The organism is Pseudomonas japonica, assembly GCF_013522925.1.
GTDB lineage: Bacteria > Pseudomonadota > Gammaproteobacteria > Pseudomonadales > Pseudomonadaceae > Aquipseudomonas > Aquipseudomonas japonica_A.
Genome location: NZ_JAAMQU010000005.1, coordinates 1 through 16,939, shown reverse-complemented (window position 1 = coordinate 16,939; position 16,939 = coordinate 1). Strand labels below are relative to the sequence as shown.

The following is a 16,939-nucleotide window of genomic DNA, read 5'->3' as shown; positions in this document are numbered from 1 at the left end:
TACTGCCCGCCTTGGGCCGCCATCGGCTACAATGCGCGCCACCGTGTTCAGCCTACAGGTCCAGCATGCAACCCTTCGCTATTGCGCCGTCCATCCTCTCCGCCGACTTCGCTCGCCTGGGCGAGGAGGTAGACAACGTACTCGCCGCTGGAGCGGATGTGGTGCATTTCGATGTGATGGACAACCACTACGTCCCCAACCTGACCATCGGCCCGATGGTGTGCGCCGCGCTGCGCAAGTACGGCATCACCGCGCCTATCGACGTGCACCTGATGGTCAGCCCGGTAGACCGCATCATTGGTGACTTCATCGAAGCCGGCGCCACCTATATCACGTTCCATCCTGAAGCCACCCAGCACATCGACCGCTCCCTGCAGCTGGTGCGCGAAGGCGGCTGCAAGTCGGGGCTGGTGTTCAACCCGGCTACCCCCCTGAGCGTGCTCGAATACGTGATGGACAAGGTGGACATGATCCTGCTGATGAGCGTGAACCCGGGCTTTGGCGGGCAGAAGTTCATCCCCGGCACGCTCGAGAAACTGCGCCAGGCGCGGGCGATCATCGACGCCAGCGGTCGGGATATCCGCCTGGAAATCGACGGCGGCGTGAACGTGCACAACATTCGTGAGATCGCTGCCGCGGGCGCCGATACCTTCGTGGCCGGCTCGGCCATCTTCAACGCCCCGGATTACCGCGTGGTGATCGACAGCATGCGCGCCGAGCTCGCCCTGGCCCGCCCATGAGCGGGTTCGAACGGTTGTTCCCCGGCCAGTTGCCCAGGCTTGTGATGTTCGACCTCGACGGCACGCTGGTGGACTCCGTGCCCGGCCTGGCCGCCGCGGTCGATCGCATGCTCGTCGAACTCGGCCGCCCGCCGGCGGGTATCGATGCCGTGCGCCTGTGGATCGGCAACGGTTCGAAGGTGCTGGTGCGTCGGGCGCTGGCCGGTGGTCTCGAACATAGCGCGGTCGATAATGAGCTCGCCGACCGCGGGCTTGCGCTGTTCATGGCCGCTTACGGCGAGGATCACGGCCGCACCGAGGTATACCCGGGCGTTCGCGATACTTTGAAATGGCTGGCCAAGGAAGGCGTGGAAATGGCGCTGATCACCAACAAGGCCGAGCAGTTCGTGGCGCCGCTGCTGGATGAGCTGAAGCTGGGACGATATTTTCGCTGGATCATCGGTGGCGATACGCTGCCGCAGCAGAAGCCCGATCCGGCCGCGCTGTTCCATGTAATGAAAATGGCCGGGGTAGCCCCGGAACACGCCCTGTTCGTGGGCGATTCGCGCAACGATATCCGTGCAGCCAAGGCCGCTGGCGTGGCCTGTGTGGGCCTTACCTATGGCTACAACCATGGGCGGCCGATTACCGAAGAGCAGCCCTCACTGGTGCTGGATGACCTGCGGGCACTTTTGCCTGGTTGCTTCGAGCGTGCCGCTGAGATAACGTTGCCCGACACCCCTGCCTCTTCAGGTCGAGAATCCCCCGTGGCGGTTACCTGCAAACTCTGGATGAAAGTCATCAAGGCCCTGGCCCGCTGGCGCTGGCGCGCCTGACTTCCCCTGGCCGGTCCGCCGGCGCGTTTGCTCGTACTCCGTTCTTTCCTCCGCCACGAGGCTGCTATGACCCGCGAAGAATTCCTGCGCTTGGCCCAATCCGGCTACAACCGCATTCCTCTTGCCCACGAAACCCTGGCCGACTTCGATACGCCGCTGTCGATCTACCTGAAGCTGGCTGACCAGCCCAACTCCTATCTGCTCGAGTCCGTGCAGGGCGGGGAAAAGTGGGGGCGTTATTCCATCATCGGCTTGCCCTGCCGAACCGTATTGCGGGTGCACGGCCATGCGGTAAGCGTCACCCGTGACGGGATCGAGATCGAGCAGCACGAGGTCGAGGATCCGCTCGCCTTCGTCGAGGCGTTCAAAGCCCGCTACAACGTGCCCACCATTGCCGGCTTGCCACGCTTCAACGGCGGCCTGGTCGGGTATTTCGGCTATGACTGTGTGCGGTATGTAGAGAAACGCTTGGGCGCTTGCCCCAACCCGGACCCTATCGGTGTGCCAGACATCCTGCTGATGGTGTCGGATGCCGTGGTGGTATTCGACAACCTGGCGGGCAAGATGCACGCCATCGTGCTGGCCGACCCTGCCCAGGCAGACGCCTACGAACAAGGCCGTGCTCAACTGGCAGAACTGATCACTCGGCTGCGCCAGCCCATTACGCCACGCCTTGGGCTGGACTTTTCCCGGCCAGCAGGCGCGGAGCCGGCGTTCCGCTCCAGCTTCAGCCAGGAAGACTTCGAGCGCGCGGTGAGCACCATCAAGGATTACATCCTGGCGGGGGACTGCATGCAGGTGGTGCCCTCCCAGCGCATGTCCATCGACTTCGCCGCGGCGCCCATCGACCTGTACCGCGCCCTGCGTTGCTTCAACCCCACGCCCTACATGTACTTCTTCAACTTCGGTGATTTCCACGTGGTGGGCAGTTCGCCCGAAGTACTGGTGCGGGTGGAGGACAATCAGATCACCGTTCGCCCCATTGCAGGTACCCGGCCACGGGGTGCTACCGAAGAGGCGGATCACGCGCTGGAAGTGGACCTGCTCAGCGACCAGAAGGAGCTGGCAGAGCATTTGATGCTGATCGACCTGGGCCGCAACGACACGGGCCGGGTATCGGAAATCGGCAGCGTGAAGCTCACCGAAAAGATGGTGATCGAGCGTTATTCCAATGTGATGCATATCGTTTCCAACGTGACCGGCCAATTGAAGGCAGGGCTGACTGCCATGGACGCGCTGCGCGCCATACTTCCAGCGGGCACCCTGTCGGGGGCGCCGAAAATCCGCGCCATGGAAATCATCGACGAGCTGGAACCCGTCAAGCGTGGCGTGTACGGCGGCGCCGTGGGCTACTTCGCCTGGAACGGCAACATGGACACCGCCATTGCCATACGCACCGCGGTCATCAAGGGTGGCGAGCTGCATGTGCAGGCGGGCGCGGGCATCGTGTCCGACTCGGTACCGGCCCTGGAATGGGAAGAAACCCTGAACAAGCGGCGGGCGATGTTCCGCGCCGTCGCACTGGCCGAGCAGGCCACGGCTGAATAAGCGGAGCGGGCCGCACAGGGCTCGCCCTATTCCCGATTCGAGAGGTTCGCGCCATGCTGCTGATGATCGATAACTACGACTCCTTTACCTATAACGTTGTGCAATACCTGGGCGAGCTGGGCGCCGAGGTCAAGGTGGTGCGCAACGATGAACTGACCGTTGCGCAAATAGAGGCGCTGGCGCCGGAGCGCATCGTGGTGTCCCCGGGCCCCTGCACGCCAAGCGAGGCGGGTATCTCCATCGAGGCTATCCTCCACTTTGCAGGCAAGCTGCCGATCCTGGGCATTTGCCTGGGTCATCAGGCGCTGGGCCAGGCCTATGGCGGTGAAGTGGTTCGCGCCCGTCAGGCGATGCACGGTAAAACCAGCCCGGTTACCCACCGTAACCTGGGCGTATTCGAGGGGCTTGCGCAGCCACTGACCGTGACCCGTTACCACTCGCTGGTGGTGAAGCGCGAAAACCTGCCGGGCTGCCTGGAAATGACCGCCTGGACACAACACGCCGACGGCAGCGTGGACGAGATCATGGGGCTGCGCCACAAAACCCTGAATATCGAGGGCGTGCAGTTTCACCCGGAATCGATCCTCACCGAACAGGGCCATGAGCTGCTGGCCAATTTCCTCAAGCAAACCGGCGGCACTCGCCAGGGTTAAGGACACCAGATGGATATCAAGACAGCCCTGGGGCGCGTGGTCAGCCAGCTGGACCTGAGCACCGAAGAAATGCGCGACGTGATGCGGCAGATCATGACCGGCCAATGCACGGAGGCCCAGATCGGCGCGTTCCTGATGGGCATGCGCATGAAAAGCGAAAGCATCGACGAGATTGTCGGTGCTGTGTCTGCCATGCGTGAGCTGGCTGGGAAGGTAGAACTCGGCACCTTGGACAAAGTGGTCGACATTGTTGGCACCGGTGGCGATGGCGCGAATATTTTCAATGTGTCCACCGCCTCGGCGCTGGTAGCGGCCGCTGCTGGTTGTACGGTGGCCAAGCATGGCAATCGCGCGGTGTCCGGCAAAAGCGGCAGCGCGGACCTGCTCGAGGCCGCCGGGGTGTACCTTAACCTTACACCTGTTCAGGTGGCGCGCTGCATCGACAGCATCGGCATCGGGTTCATGTTCGCCCAGGCCCACCATGGCGCCATGAAGTTCGCCGCCGCGCCCCGAAAGGATCTGGCCCTGCGCACGCTGTTCAACATGATCGGGCCGCTGACCAACCCCGCAGGCGTGGTGCATCAGGTGGTGGGTGTGTTCACCCCGGCCCTGTGCCGCCCGTTGGCTCAGGTGCTGCTGCGCCTGGGCAGCAAGCACGTGCTGGTGGTGCACTCGCGCGATGGCCTGGATGAGTTCAGCCTGGCCGCCCCTACCACCGTGGCGGAGCTGAAAAACGGCGAAGTGATCGAATACACCGTGGAGCCTGAAGACCTTGGCTTGCGCAGCCAGAGCCTGCACGGCCTCACGGTCGATAGCCCGCAAGCGTCGCTTGAGTTGATTCGCGATGCGCTGGGGCGCCGCAAGACCGAAAACGGTCGCAAGGCTGCCGAGATGATCATCCTCAATGCTGGCGCCGCGCTCTATGCCGCAGACCACGCCTCCACGCTCAAGGAGGGGGTGGCCTTGGCCAGCGACGCGCTTCACACGGGCTTGGCCCGGGAAAAACTCGAAGAACTGGGCGCCTTTACCGCCGTATTCAAGCAGGAGAACGAAGCATGAGCGTGCCAACAGTGCTGGAAAAGATCCTGGCCCGCAAAGCCGAGGAAGTGGCCGAGCGCAAGGCGCGGATCAGCCTTAGCGAGCAACAGGCCGCTGCCCGCGTTGCCTCGCCGGCTCGCGGCTTCGCCGAAGCTTTGCTGCGTCAGCGCAAGCTCAAGCAACCTGCGGTGATCGCCGAGGTAAAGAAGGCGTCCCCGAGCAAGGGGGTGATCCGTGAGGAGTTCTTCCCTGCAGAGATTGCCAAAAGCTACGAGGCCGGCGGCGCCACTTGCTTGTCAGTGCTCACGGATATCGACTTTTTCCAGGGCGCCGACCACTACCTCCAGCAGGCGCGCGACGCGTGCTCGCTGCCGGTGATCCGCAAGGATTTCATGATCGACCCCTACCAGGTGTATGAAGCCCGGGCCCTGGGCGCCGATTGTATTCTGCTGATCGTGTCCGCACTGGACGACGGCCTGATGGTTGAGCTGGCAGGCGCCGCCAAGGACGCCGGCCTCGACGTGCTGGTGGAAGTGCATGATGGCGCCGAGCTGGAACGGGCGCTCAAGCACCTGGATACTCCGTTGATCGGCGTGAACAACCGCAACCTGCATACCTTTGACGTGAGCCTGGAAACCACCCTCGACCTGCTGCCAGGCATTCCGCGGGACCGTATGGTGATCACCGAAAGCGGCATCCTCAATCGCGCCGATGTGGAGCTGATGGAGATCAACGACGTGTACGGCTTCCTGGTGGGCGAAGCCTTCATGCGCGCGGAGCACCCGGGCGACGAGCTGGCGCGGTTGTTCTTCCCCCAGCGCTAAGCTCGGGCTATCAACTGGAGCGCAAGGAGCACCTTCATGGATGACGTTCAGCAACTTGCCACCGAACAAGGCTTGCAGGCTGAGCTGGCGTTGCTCGCCTCGGTATGTGATGGCGAGCGCGCCGATGGGCTATTGCTGTGGCAACCCATTGACCAAGCCTTGGTAATGCCTCGGCGCATGGAGCGCTTGCCTGGTTTTTCAGACGGTGCTGCGGCCGCTGCGGCGCTTGGTTGGCCAGTATTGCTGCGCGAAACCGGCGGTGAACCGGTGCCACAATCCTCGGCCACCATCAACGTAGCGCTGGTGTACGCGGCGCCGCGCGTCGAAGGTGATCTCAACAGGCTGGAGCGTGCTTACCTTCGGCTATGTGATCCGTTGTGTGCAGTGGTTCGCGAGCTGGGCGCGCAGGCAAGCCTGGGCGAGGTGCCAGGGGCTTTCTGCGATGGGCGCTACAACGTGAATATCGACGGGCGCAAATGGGTTGGCACCGCGCAGCGTTGGCGGCAGTCACGCCACCATGGAGGGCCGGTTGTGCTGGTGCACGGGGCCATGCTCATGGAAAACCAGCGTGAAGAGATGATCGCGGTAGTGAATGCGTTCAATGAGGGCTGTGGGCTAGCCCAGCGCTGCAACCCTGCAAGCCATCTTGCCTTCGAGGAGCGTTTCGCGGGCGTGCATGCGCTGGGCGAACTGCAAGCGGCCCTCGAGGCAGAGCTTGCAGCTGTTCGCGTGCTGAATCAGCGAGTACCGTAGACCACCATTGTTTTGCCTTTAACGTGGATCAGCTGGCGCTCTTCCAGGTCTTTCAGCACGCGGCCGACCATCTCGCGGGAACAGCCTACGATCCGGCCGATCTCCTGACGGGTGACCTTGATCTGCATGCCGTCCGGGTGTGTCATCGCATCCGGTTCCTTGCACAGGTCGGTAAGGCAGCGCGCCACGCGTCCGGTAACATCGTGGAAGGCCAGGTCGCCCACCTTGCGGGTGGTCCTGCGTAGCCGATAAGCCATCTGCGTGCCCAGGCTGTACAGTATTTCCGGGTCCAGGCGCGCCAGCTCACGAAACTTCGCGTAGCCCACTTCGGCAACTTCGCATTCGGTCTTTGCGCGTACCCAGGCGCTGCGTTCGCCCTCCATATGAGGTGGATCGAACAGCCCCAGCTCACCAAAGAAGTCACCCTGGTTGAGGTAGGCAATCACCATTTCCCGGCCATCGCTGTCTTCGATCAGAATAGTGACCGAGCCTTTGATGATGTACGAGAGCACGTTCGACTTGTCGCCCGCACAGATAATAGTGCTCTTGGCGGCATAGCGGCGGCGTTGGCAATGAGCCAACAGCTTGTCGACAGGGTTGATTTTGGCGGCTAACGCGACCATGGGCTGGGGTTCCGGTACGGGGCGACAGGGTAGTGTGGCTGCATGCCATCATCTTGACGTCAGCTTACCAGCACTTCATCTGTATCGCGATATTTACCGATAACTTGAGCCCGCCGGGCATTTGCGTCTGATTTGGCCCAAGGAGGCCTGTGCTAAGCTGGCGGCCTTTTAAGCGGAGAGCCAGCAATGAAGGCACGAATTCAATGGGCCGGCGGGGCCATGTTTATCGGTGAATCCGGCAGCGGGCACGCTGTGGTCATGGACGGCGCGCCGGAAAACGGCGGTCGCAACCTGGGTGTGCGCCCTATGGAGATGGTGCTGATCGGCCTGGGCGGGTGCAGCAGCTTCGACGTGGTTGCCATCCTCAAGAAGGCCCGCCAGCCTGTGGAAAGCTGCGAGGCGTTCCTGGACGCTGAGCGCGCCGAGGATGATCCGAAGGTCTTTACCCGCATTCACCTCAACTTCGTGGTGCAGGGGCGTGGCCTGAAGGAATCCCACGTGAAGCGTGCCGTGGAGCTGAGCGCCGAAAAGTATTGCTCGGCGTCTATCATGCTGGCGCGCGGCGGGGTGAGCATCACTCACTCGTACGAAATCGTCGAGCTGGGCGACAGCGACATCCAGACATCATAAAAGCCGCTCATACTCTGGCATACAGTGGCGCGGGTCTGCATAATGCGCCACTTTTTCAAGGCCGACCTTGAAGCCGGGAACCCCCGGGCAAGACAACCAAAATCGCCATCGCGAAGAGGTGTAAACCGTCCTACGCAGACGCCAGCCGGCGCCTGACGGGCATGCTTGATCACGCGGCCGGGCCGCATTCAAAGAGAGTTTTCCAACGGTGAAAAGCAAACTCAAGCTCCATGGGTTCAATAACCTGACCAAGACCTTGAGCTTCAACATCTACGACATCTGCTATGCGCAGACGCCGCAGGACCAGCAGGCTTACGTCGAGTACATCAACCAGGAGTACGACGCCGCCCGCCTGACCCAGATCCTTACGGATGTTGTAGATATCATTGGTGCCAATATCCTGAACATCGCGCGTCAGGACTACGAGCCACAGGGCGCCAGTGTGACCATCCTCATTTCCGAGCAACCGGTTACCCCTACCGAGAGCCAGATCGAGGAATCCCCCGGCCCGCTGCCGGATACCATCCTCGCGCACCTCGACAAGAGCCACATCACGGTGCATACGTACCCGGAAATCCATCCGGATAACGGCATCGCGACCTTCCGTGTGGACATCGACGTTTCCACCTGCGGGGTGATTTCACCGCTCAAGGCGCTGAATTACCTGATCCACCAGTTCGACTCGGATATCGTGACCGTGGATTACCGCGTGCGAGGGTTTACGCGTGACATCGAAGGGCGCAAGCACTTCATCGACCATGAGATCAACTCGATCCAGAATTACCTGTCCGAGGACACGCGCGACGCCTACCAGATGGTCGACGTGAACGTGTATCAGGACAACCTGTTCCATACCAAGATGTTGCTCAAGGAGTTCGAGCTGGACAACTACCTGTTCGGCGACGCTACCAGCAACTTCTCCGCCGAGCAGCGCAGCCAGGTAACGGAGCGGGTGAAGCACGAAATGCTGGAGATCTTCTACGGGCGTAACTTCGCCCAGTAAAAGCGAGCGGTATCCGGCCGGGCTTTGTGCCCGGTTGCGGGTACCGCCCTCGGCGGTCAGATCCGATAGGTACTCTTGGTCATCACCTTAGCCATCAGGCTCATGCCCAGCTTCACCGGCAATGGGAAGCGCAAGCCCCCGGCATCCAGCGCCGCTTGTGCATGATGGGCTTCGTCCGACCGCATCTGCTCCAGAATCGCGCGAGACTTCTGGTCCTCAACAGGGATTTTCTGCAGGTGCTCATCGAGGTGCTTGCATACCTGTTGCTCGGTTGCAGCAACAAACCCAAGGCTCACCTTGTCGCTGATCAGCCCGGCAACCGCGCCCATTCCGAATGACGCACCATAGAACAGCGGGTTCAGCACGCTCGGGCGGCTGCCCAGTTGGCGGATGCGTTGCTCGCACCACGCCAGATGGTCCACCTCTTCATCGGCGGAATGCTCCATGGCTTCCCGGATTTCCGTGCGCCGCGCCGTCAGCGCCTGGCCCTGGTACAAGGCCTGAGCGCAAACTTCTCCGGTATGGTTCACGCGCATCAGCCCGGCCACGTGCTTGCTCTGGGCGTCGCTCAAGGTAACGTCCGGCTGTAGCAGGGCGGGCGATGGGCGAGCAGGTTGCCCGCTGAACGGCAACAGCGTGCGGGCGACGTTATCCGCCTGGAGCAGCAGTTTGTCGATAGTCGAATAGTGACGGTCGTTGGCCACGAAAACCTCCTGGGATAAGAATGGCGGGGCGCGCGTGGTTATCAGCCCGGCGGCCAGTGCATCTGGCGCTGGCCAAGCACATGCATGTGGATGTGATAAACCGTTTGGCCGCCCAGTTCATTGCAGTTCATTACAACGCGGAAGCCCTTCTCGCAGCCAAGTTCCTTGGCCAGCCGTTGCGCGGTGAACAGAATGTGCCCGGCAAGCGGTGCATCTTCCTCGGTGAGGTCGGCCAGGGTAGCGATGGGCTTCTTGGGTACTACCAGAAAATGCACCGGGGCTTGGGGTGCGATGTCATGGAAGGCGATGACCTGATCATCTTCATAGATGATATTGGCAGGTATTTCCCTTCGGATGATCTTGTCGAAAAGCGTGTCCACAGCGTTTCTCCCTGGCTGTCAGTGTGGTGCAGTTTACCTATCCGGGCGCGCTTGCGCCCAGCGCTCTCTGTTCAGGCCCTTGCAGCGGTGCGGTTGAACGAGGAAAGGGCCTTGCGTACCAACCATCGGGGCGCCACTCGCGAAGCGCGAACCAGCCAACGGTTACGCCAGCCGGGAATAATCAGCGCCTTGTTGCGCTCCAGCGCCAGCACCGCGGTAAGCGCCACTTCTTCCGGCGTCATCGGCAGGCGGCTACCGCGTTTTTCACGCTGCTGTTCGCCGTGCACGCGCAGAGGGCCCGGGCAGAGCACCGATACACCGATACCACTCTGCCGGAGTTCTTCGCGCAGCCCTTCCGAAAGATGCAGTACGTAAGCCTTGCTGGCAGCATAGCTGCTCATCCAGGGCCCCGGCTGGAAAGCCGCTATCGAGGCTACGTTGAGAATCTGGCCGCCGCCCTGCACGGCCATGGCGTTCCCGATTGAATGGCACAGGCGAGCCAGGGCCAGCATGTTCAACTCGATGAGGTCCTGCTCACGCAGCCAGTCCTGGGCCAGAAAGTGCCCCTGCGAATGCAGCGCTGCGCAATTCACCAGCAAGTCGATGTGCTGCCCGCTTTCCTCGAGCTCCAGCAGAAAGCCGGTCAGCCGCAGGGGCTCGCTGAGGTCGCAGCCGCGGAAAAGCACTTCCACGCCGAAGCGCTGGGTAAATTCGATCGCGATCGGTTCAAGGTCGTCACGGTAACGTGCCACCAGCAGCAGGTTGCGGCCTCGCCGGGCCAAGGCTTCGGCCAAGGCCAGGCCAAGGCCGCTCGAGGCGCCTGTCACCAGGGCGTAGGAAGGCATAGGGGTACCGATTGCGAATGAAGATGAGCGCCGCAGTTTAACGCCACGGCTGAAGCGTGTCACAAGCCGCAGCGCTCACCGATCAGAAGGGCTTGACCACTACCAGCACCACGATCACCAGCAGCAACACCACCGGCACCTCATTGAACCAGCGATAAAACGTGTGGCTATGGCGGCTTTCGTTGCGCTCGAACCGCTTGCGGTGGGCGCCGCACACATGGTGATAGCCGATCAACAGCACTACCAGGGCGAGCTTGGCATGCAGCCAGCCCATGCTCATCCAGCTGGGGTTAAGGTAAACGAGCCAGGCGCCGAAGATCAGGGTCAGCAGCATGGACGGTGTCATGATGCCCCGATAGAGCTTGCGCTCCATGATAACGAAGCGCTCCCGGCTGGGCGTGTCCTCACTCATGGCGTGGTAAACGAACAGTCGGGGCAGGTAGAACAGCGCCGCGAACCAGCACACCAGGCTCACGATGTGCAGAGCTTTGATCCAGAGATAGAGCATTTCCAGGCTTCCACGGTTTAGACCGTCACGATAGTAGAGCGCCAGCGCCCACGCGTCACGCCAACAGTTGTCGCCCTTGCCGCTCGCCCCTATCATCCGGGCTTTCCGATCGTGTTCAGGGTGGGCAGGCAAATGGTCAAGGTGGGTATCGTTGGCGGCACGGGTTACACCGGTGTCGAGTTGTTGCGCCTGCTGGCCCAGCATCCCGAGGCTGAAGTCGCGATTATTACGTCCCGGTCGGAAGCTGGCGTATCGGTGGCTGACATGTATCCGAACCTACGCGGCCATTACGACAATCTCAAATTCAGCGTGCCAGACACCGCCGCCTTGGGCGCCTGCGATGTGGTGTTCTTCGCCACACCTCATGGTGTCGCCCATTCCCTTGCAGGCGAATTGCTGGCAGCCGGCACCCGTGTGATCGACCTGTCTGCAGATTTTCGCCTGCAAAACGCCGAAGAATGGGCGCAGTGGTATGGGCAGCCCCACGGTGCCCCTGAATTGCTGGGCGAAGCTGTGTATGGCTTGCCGGAAGTGAACCGCGAACGCATTCGCTCCGCTCGCCTGATTGCAGTGCCAGGTTGCTATCCCACCGCGACTCAATTGGGCTTCCTGCCGCTGCTCGAAGCCGGGCTGGCGGACAACACCCGCCTGATCGCAGATTGCAAATCTGGTGTAAGCGGTGCTGGCCGCGGTGCGAGCGTAGGCTCATTGTTCTGCGAGGCTGGCGAAAGCATGAAGGCCTATGCCGTGAAGGGGCATCGGCACCTTCCCGAGATCACCCAGGGGTTGCGCCAGGCAGCGGGCGGCGAGGTCGGTCTGACCTTCGTTCCTCACCTTACCCCAATGATTCGCGGCATTCACGCCACTCTCTACGCTACCGTTGCGGATATGTCCGTGGACCTGCAGGCCTTGTTCGAGCGCCGCTATGCGCAAGAACCGTTCGTGGATGTGATGCCTGCGGGCAGCCATCCGGAAACCCGGTCCGTGCGTGGCGCCAACGTCTGCCGCATTGCGGTTCATCGCCCTCAGGGCGGGGATCTGGTAGTCGTGCTTTCGGTGATCGACAACCTGGTCAAGGGCGCTTCCGGGCAAGCCGTTCAGAACCTCAACATCCTCTTCGGCCTCGACGAGCGCCTGGGCCTGGCGCATGCGGGCTTGATGCCGTAATTACGGCCGGTGCGGAATGAGCCGGCGCCATGCCCTGAGCAATTGTTGACCATTTTGCTCGGGAAAGCGGATAATGCCCGCATTTCGCATTAGAGTTCGGCTAGCGCCGGGAGAGTCAACATGAGTGTCGAAACCTTCACGCCCACGGTGTTGCAGTTCACGCAGGGTGCCGCCCACAAGGTGAAAACCCTGGTCGAGGAAGAGGGCAACGATCGTTTGAAGCTTCGCGTATTCGTGACCGGTGGCGGCTGCTCGGGCTTCCAGTACGGCTTCACGTTCGATGAAGACATCGCCGACGATGACACCATCGTAGAGCGCGAAGGCGTAAGCCTGGTGGTAGACCCGATGAGCTTCCAGTACCTGGCTGGCGCGGAAGTGGACTACCAGGAAGGGCTTGAGGGGTCCCGGTTCGTGATCAACAACCCCAATGCCAGCACTACCTGCGGTTGTGGGCAGTCGTTCTCGATCTGATCCTTCGCACCAGTTGCAAGAACGCCGCGCATTGTCGCGGCGTTTTCGTTCATGCGGGGTAGATCGCGCCCAGCACCCGCAGCCCGCTTGCGCCGGTAACTTCAGGGCGATTGGCCGGGATACCTTCCAGGCAACAGTGGGCCAACCAGGCAAACGCCATGGCTTCCATCCAGTCCGGGTCCACGCCCAGGGCGTCGGTGCTGAGCACTCGGCTTTCCGGCAGCAGGCTTTGCAAGCGGGCCATGAGCGCCGCATTGTGAGCGCCGCCACCGCACACGAATACTCCTTCGGGGGCTGGCATCACTTTGAGCAGGGCATCAATGACCGTGCGCGCCGTGAGTTCCAGCAATGTTGCTTGCACGTCCGCTTGGCTGACCTGTGGGTGTTTCGCCAGCTGTCGCTGCAGCCAAGCCAGGTTGAAGACCTCTCGGCCGGTGCTTTTGGGGCCTGTGGCGGCGAAGAATGGGTCTGCCAGCACTGTATTCAGCAGGGCCTGATCTACCACGCCACTGGCTGCCCATGCGCCATCCCTGTCGAACAACTCGCCACGGCAGGCGTTTATCCAGGCATCCAGCAGTACGTTGCCAGGGCCGCAATCGAAGCCGCGAACGGGATGCCCCGGGCGGATCAGGCTCAGGTTGGAAAAGCCTCCCACATTGAGCACAGCGACCGCGCTGCCTTGGGCCGCGAACAGCGCTTCATGGAAGGCGGGAACGAGAGGGGCGCCTTGGCCGCCAGCGGCCACATCACGGCGGCGGAAATCCGAAACCACCGTAATGCCAGTGCGCTCTGCCAGAAGAGCCGGGTTACCGATCTGGACCGTAAAGCCACGGGCGGGCTCATGGCGAATGGTCTGGCCATGGCTACCAATGGCCCGTATCTCAGGCGCTGCTATTCCGGCTTCGGAGAGCAGGTAGTTGATGCCGTCGGCTGCCAGGGTGGCCCAGGCGTTTTCAGCCAGCGCTACGCGGGCGACTTCATCGTTGCCACTGGCACACAAGGCCAGCAGCTCGGCGCGTAGCGAATCAGGAAGGGGTACATAGCGAGAGGCGATCAAGCGGGTGGTGCCCTCTTGAGACACTACTGCGATGTCGAGACCATCCAGGCTGGTGCCCGACATGACCCCGACATACAGGCTCATCAGCGCTTGCTCGCCACGAGGGTAGAGCGCTCCTGGTCCATGCGGGCCATAAGCGGTTGGGCAACCTGCAGGAAGCGCTGGCGTTCATTGCGGGCGATGGGGTCTGCCATCGGGAGCTTCTGGCCCAGAGGGTCCACATGTACGCCGTTTACCTGGAATTCGTAGTGAACATGCGGGCCAGTGGACAGGCCGGTAGTGCCGATGTAACCGATCACCTGGCCTTGCTTCACCGGGCTGCCATCACGAATGCCTTTGGCGAAGCCTTGCATGTGCCCGTAGAGGGTGCGGTAGGTATTGCCGTGCTGGATGATCACGGTGTTGCCATAGCCGCCTTTGCGCCCGGCGAGAACGACCTTGCCGTCCCCGGTGGCCTTGATCGGGGTACCCCGTGGCGCGGCGTAATCCACCCCTTGGTGAGCGCGGATCTTGTTCAGAATGGGGTGTTTGCGGCCGCCGGAAAAGCGCGAACTGATGCGGGCGAAATCCACCGGGGAGCGCACGAATGCCTTACGCATGCTGTTGCCGTCGGCCGTGTAGTAGTTCGTGTTGCCCTGCTTGTTGGTGTACCGAACCGCCGTGTAGGTTTTGCCCCGATTGATGAAGCGGGCGGATAGCACGCTGCCGGTACCGATCACCTTGCCGTCCAGAACGCGCTGCTCGTAGACCACGTCAAACTGGTCGCCAGGGTGGATGTCCTGAGCGAAGTCCACGTCGTAGCCGAAGATGTTTGCCAGATCCATGATCTGGGCATGGGACAGCCCGGCGCGCTGCGCTGACACCGACAGCGAACTGGTAATCGTGCCGTGGGCATAGGCCGCACGCGTGACAGGGGTTTCGACCGCGCGCTGGAAGGCGAACATGCCGTTGCTGCCGCGCTCCAGGCGTATGGATTCAAGGTGCGACAGCTTGGTGTGCAGTGTTTGCAGCTTGCCGTCGGGCGTGAGTTCGAACTCGAGGATCTGGCCTTTGCGCAGGTGCGTGAACTGTTTCGCCTGCTTGTCGCTGTCCAGCGCCGACTGTACTTCGGCGGCCGAGAGGCCCACTTTTTCAAACAGCGCCGAAAGCGTATCTCCGCGGCCGACCACGACCTGCCGATGAAGCTCCGCAGGCGCCGCGGCTACTGCAGGCGCCGGTTCCGGCTGGGCCGGGGTTTCGGGAGCGGAGGCCGTTGCGTCATCGGCGTCACCTTCTATCTGCGCAAACGGCGAATCCCCGTTGTCGGGTGCGGTTGAGAGCGTATCCGGGCTCTGTTCCTGCAGGCTTTGGCTTGGCGGTTCCAGATCGATAGCAAGGGAGGTTTTCTTGGCTTCAACCTCTGCGGAGGGAAATACGAGCAGAGCCAGGCTAAGCAGGGCGGCGATGCCGCTGGCGGCCAGCAGGTGCGTTTTGGGGTACAGGGGCGGCGCTTTGGTTGGGGCGTCGGTCATGGGTTCTGGACTTTATAAATGAGAATGGAAATGACTTGGAAAAGATGAATGACATGATGAAGATGAAATAACTGCCTAAAATATAACCAATTCATCTGTGAGGCAAGCTTTCCCAGACGCTTTTGCCCAAGCGCCGAGTCACATCGCTGTGCTGCTTGGGTTTGGGGCGGCGATCTTGTATGTTGGGCGTTTTTGAATCGCAGCCTTGTGGGGCTTTATATGCACTCTATTGACGAGCAGCTGGCGCTGATCAAGCGCGGCGCGGAAGAGGTATTGGTCGAGGCTGAGCTCATCGAGAAGCTCAAGCGCGGGCAGCCGCTTCGAATAAAGGCCGGTTTCGACCCGACGGCACCCGACCTCCACTTGGGCCACACCGTGCTTATCAACAAGCTGCGGCAGTTCCAGGATCTGGGGCATCAGGTGATCTTCCTTATTGGTGACTTCACCGGGATGATCGGCGACCCCAGCGGCAAGAGCGCCACGCGCCCGCCGTTGACGCGAGAGCAGGTGCTCGAAAACGCCGAGACCTACAAGACCCAGGTGTTCAAGATTCTCGACCCCGCCCGCACCGAGGTGGCGTTCAACTCCACTTGGATGGACCAGATGGGCCCGGCGGACTTCATTCGCCTTACTTCCCAGTACACCGTGGCGCGGATGCTGGAGCGCGATGACTTCCAGAAGCGCTACACCGGCAACCAGCCGATCGCGATCCACGAATTCCTCTACCCGCTGGTGCAGGGGTATGACTCCGTTGCCTTGCGGGCAGACGTGGAGCTGGGCGGTACCGACCAGAAGTTCAACCTGCTGATGGGCCGCGAGCTGCAGCGGGGTTATGGGCAGGAAGCACAGAACATCGTGACCATGCCGCTGCTTGAAGGCCTCGACGGCGTGAAGAAGATGTCCAAGTCCCTGGGCAACTATATAGGTATCCAGGAAACGCCCGGCGTGATGTACAGCAAGCTGCTGTCTATTCCCGACACCTTGATGTGGCGCTACTTCGAGTTGCTGAGCTTCCGCTCCATGGCCGAGATCGACGGCTTCAAGGCCGACGTTGCTGCCGGCGCGAACCCGCGGGATATCAAGATAAAGCTCGCCGAGGAAATCATTGCACGCTTCCACGGTGAAGAAGCTGCCGCGAATGCGCATCGAGGTGCGGGTAACCGCATGAAGGAAGGGGAGCTGCCAGAAGACCTTCCGGAGGTAGCACTGGTTGCCGCCGAACCTATGCCTATTGCCGCGGTGCTCAACCAGGCAGGCCTGGTGAAGAACTCGGCGGCGGCGCGCGATCTGCTCAGTGCGGGCAGTGTGCGTATAGATGGTGAAGTAGTGGACCGCTCCTTTGTATTCCAGCTGGGCGCAACGCACGTTTGCCAGGCGGGCAAAAAGGCCTTCGCACGCATCACGCTGAGCGGCGAGTAAGTTTTTCAAGAAAGGTGTTGACGCCCTCTCGAAAGCCCTTATAATGCGCCCCACTTCCAGCGACAACGGAACGGCAAACTTCTTGAGAATCAAAGAGTTAGCAGTTCGGGTAAGCGGGAAGTTGCTTCGATCTCCGGATCGGATGCGGTGAAAAAGGGGGTTGACAGCAGGTGGTAACGCTGTAGAATTCGCCTCCCGCTTCGAGAGGTAAGTGAAGCGGTCAAGTGTTTGAAGTTGAACGAGAAATTCT

19 protein-coding genes are annotated in these 16,939 nt (G+C 61.5%); 12 read left to right on the top strand and 7 right to left on the bottom strand.

Features of this window, described 5'->3' with window-relative positions:
* Positions 1–65 precede the first annotated feature (65 nt).
* From rpe to G7016_RS09220, 7 genes are all read left to right on the top strand, one after another.
* A complete protein-coding gene (rpe, locus tag G7016_RS09250) occupies positions 66–740 on the top strand; it encodes a ribulose-phosphate 3-epimerase (protein WP_181113160.1) in 675 nt (224 codons plus the stop codon).
* The gene (locus G7016_RS09245) at positions 737–1,555 is read left to right on the top strand and encodes a phosphoglycolate phosphatase (protein ID WP_181113157.1); all 819 of its coding nucleotides are present in this window, start codon (positions 737–739) and stop codon (positions 1,553–1,555) included. Before rpe ends, G7016_RS09245 begins: the two co-directional genes overlap by 4 nt.
* A 66-nt stretch (positions 1,556–1,621) precedes the next feature.
* Positions 1,622–3,103 (top strand): anthranilate synthase component I, encoded by a 1,482-nt coding sequence (gene trpE / locus G7016_RS09240; RefSeq protein ID WP_181113154.1) that lies wholly within the window; start codon positions 1,622–1,624, stop codon positions 3,101–3,103.
* 53 nt (positions 3,104–3,156) lie between these two features.
* On the top strand, positions 3,157–3,756 hold the full coding sequence (locus G7016_RS09235) for an anthranilate synthase component II (RefSeq protein WP_181113152.1): 600 nt from the start codon (positions 3,157–3,159) through the stop codon (positions 3,754–3,756).
* Positions 3,757–3,765: 9 nt separating this feature from the next.
* The gene (trpD, locus tag G7016_RS09230; protein ID WP_181113149.1) at positions 3,766–4,815 is read left to right on the top strand and encodes an anthranilate phosphoribosyltransferase; all 1,050 of its coding nucleotides are present in this window, start codon (positions 3,766–3,768) and stop codon (positions 4,813–4,815) included.
* Positions 4,812–5,618, top strand: a complete 807-nt coding sequence (gene trpC, locus G7016_RS09225; protein WP_181113146.1) for an indole-3-glycerol phosphate synthase TrpC — start codon at positions 4,812–4,814, stop codon at positions 5,616–5,618. The genes trpD and trpC overlap by 4 nt, the downstream gene beginning before the upstream one ends.
* Positions 5,619–5,654: 36 nt before the next feature.
* Positions 5,655–6,371, top strand: a complete 717-nt coding sequence (locus G7016_RS09220; protein ID WP_181113143.1) for a lipoate--protein ligase family protein — start codon at positions 5,655–5,657, stop codon at positions 6,369–6,371.
* On the opposite strand, the gene crp is transcribed toward G7016_RS09220, so the two are convergent.
* The gene (gene crp / locus G7016_RS09215; RefSeq protein ID WP_181113140.1) at positions 6,356–6,994 is read right to left on the bottom strand and encodes a cAMP-activated global transcriptional regulator CRP; all 639 of its coding nucleotides are present in this window, start codon (positions 6,992–6,994) and stop codon (positions 6,356–6,358) included. The two genes, G7016_RS09220 and crp, sit on opposite strands and share 16 nt — an antisense overlap.
* A 186-nt stretch (positions 6,995–7,180) precedes the next feature.
* Between crp and G7016_RS09210 the strand changes: the two genes are divergently transcribed.
* Positions 7,181–7,624 (top strand): OsmC family protein, encoded by a 444-nt coding sequence (locus tag G7016_RS09210; RefSeq protein WP_181113138.1) that lies wholly within the window; start codon positions 7,181–7,183, stop codon positions 7,622–7,624.
* 208 nt (positions 7,625–7,832) lie between these two features.
* A complete protein-coding gene (gene speD, locus G7016_RS09205) occupies positions 7,833–8,627 on the top strand; it encodes an adenosylmethionine decarboxylase (RefSeq protein ID WP_181113135.1) in 795 nt (264 codons plus the stop codon).
* A gap of 56 nt (positions 8,628–8,683) precedes the next feature.
* On the opposite strand, the gene coq7 is transcribed toward speD, so the two are convergent.
* From coq7 to hemJ, 4 genes are all read right to left on the bottom strand, one after another.
* On the bottom strand, positions 8,684–9,331 hold the full coding sequence (gene coq7 / locus G7016_RS09200) for a 2-polyprenyl-3-methyl-6-methoxy-1,4-benzoquinone monooxygenase (protein ID WP_181113132.1): 648 nt from the start codon (positions 9,329–9,331) through the stop codon (positions 8,684–8,686).
* 41 nt (positions 9,332–9,372) lie between these two features.
* The gene (locus tag G7016_RS09195) at positions 9,373–9,711 is read right to left on the bottom strand and encodes a histidine triad nucleotide-binding protein (RefSeq protein WP_181113129.1); all 339 of its coding nucleotides are present in this window, start codon (positions 9,709–9,711) and stop codon (positions 9,373–9,375) included.
* Between the two features lie 71 nt (positions 9,712–9,782).
* Positions 9,783–10,556 (bottom strand): SDR family NAD(P)-dependent oxidoreductase, encoded by a 774-nt coding sequence (locus G7016_RS09190; protein ID WP_181113126.1) that lies wholly within the window; start codon positions 10,554–10,556, stop codon positions 9,783–9,785.
* 82 nt (positions 10,557–10,638) lie between these two features.
* On the bottom strand, positions 10,639–11,064 hold the full coding sequence (gene hemJ / locus G7016_RS09185; protein WP_181113123.1) for a protoporphyrinogen oxidase HemJ: 426 nt from the start codon (positions 11,062–11,064) through the stop codon (positions 10,639–10,641).
* A 132-nt stretch (positions 11,065–11,196) separates the two neighbouring features.
* Between hemJ and argC the strand changes: the two genes are divergently transcribed.
* Together argC and erpA are read left to right on the top strand one after the other, a co-directional pair.
* Positions 11,197–12,231 (top strand): N-acetyl-gamma-glutamyl-phosphate reductase, encoded by a 1,035-nt coding sequence (gene argC, locus G7016_RS09180; RefSeq protein ID WP_181113120.1) that lies wholly within the window; start codon positions 11,197–11,199, stop codon positions 12,229–12,231.
* A gap of 120 nt (positions 12,232–12,351) precedes the next feature.
* Positions 12,352–12,702, top strand: coding sequence for an iron-sulfur cluster insertion protein ErpA (gene erpA / locus G7016_RS09175; protein ID WP_181113117.1), 351 nt, complete (start codon positions 12,352–12,354; stop codon positions 12,700–12,702).
* Between the two features lie 49 nt (positions 12,703–12,751).
* Here erpA and G7016_RS09170 read toward each other — a convergent pair whose 3' ends face one another.
* Both G7016_RS09170 and G7016_RS09165 read right to left on the bottom strand, forming a co-directional pair.
* Entirely contained in the window at positions 12,752–13,843 is a 1,092-nt protein-coding gene (locus G7016_RS09170) for an anhydro-N-acetylmuramic acid kinase (RefSeq protein WP_181113114.1), read from the bottom strand.
* The gene (locus G7016_RS09165) at positions 13,843–15,270 is read right to left on the bottom strand and encodes a peptidoglycan DD-metalloendopeptidase family protein (RefSeq protein WP_181113111.1); all 1,428 of its coding nucleotides are present in this window, start codon (positions 15,268–15,270) and stop codon (positions 13,843–13,845) included. The genes G7016_RS09170 and G7016_RS09165 overlap by 1 nt, the downstream gene beginning before the upstream one ends.
* Positions 15,271–15,489: 219 nt before the next feature.
* Between G7016_RS09165 and tyrS the strand changes: the two genes are divergently transcribed.
* Positions 15,490–16,689, top strand: a complete 1,200-nt coding sequence (gene tyrS, locus G7016_RS09160; protein WP_181113109.1) for a tyrosine--tRNA ligase — start codon at positions 15,490–15,492, stop codon at positions 16,687–16,689.
* Positions 16,690–16,939 lie beyond the last annotated feature (250 nt).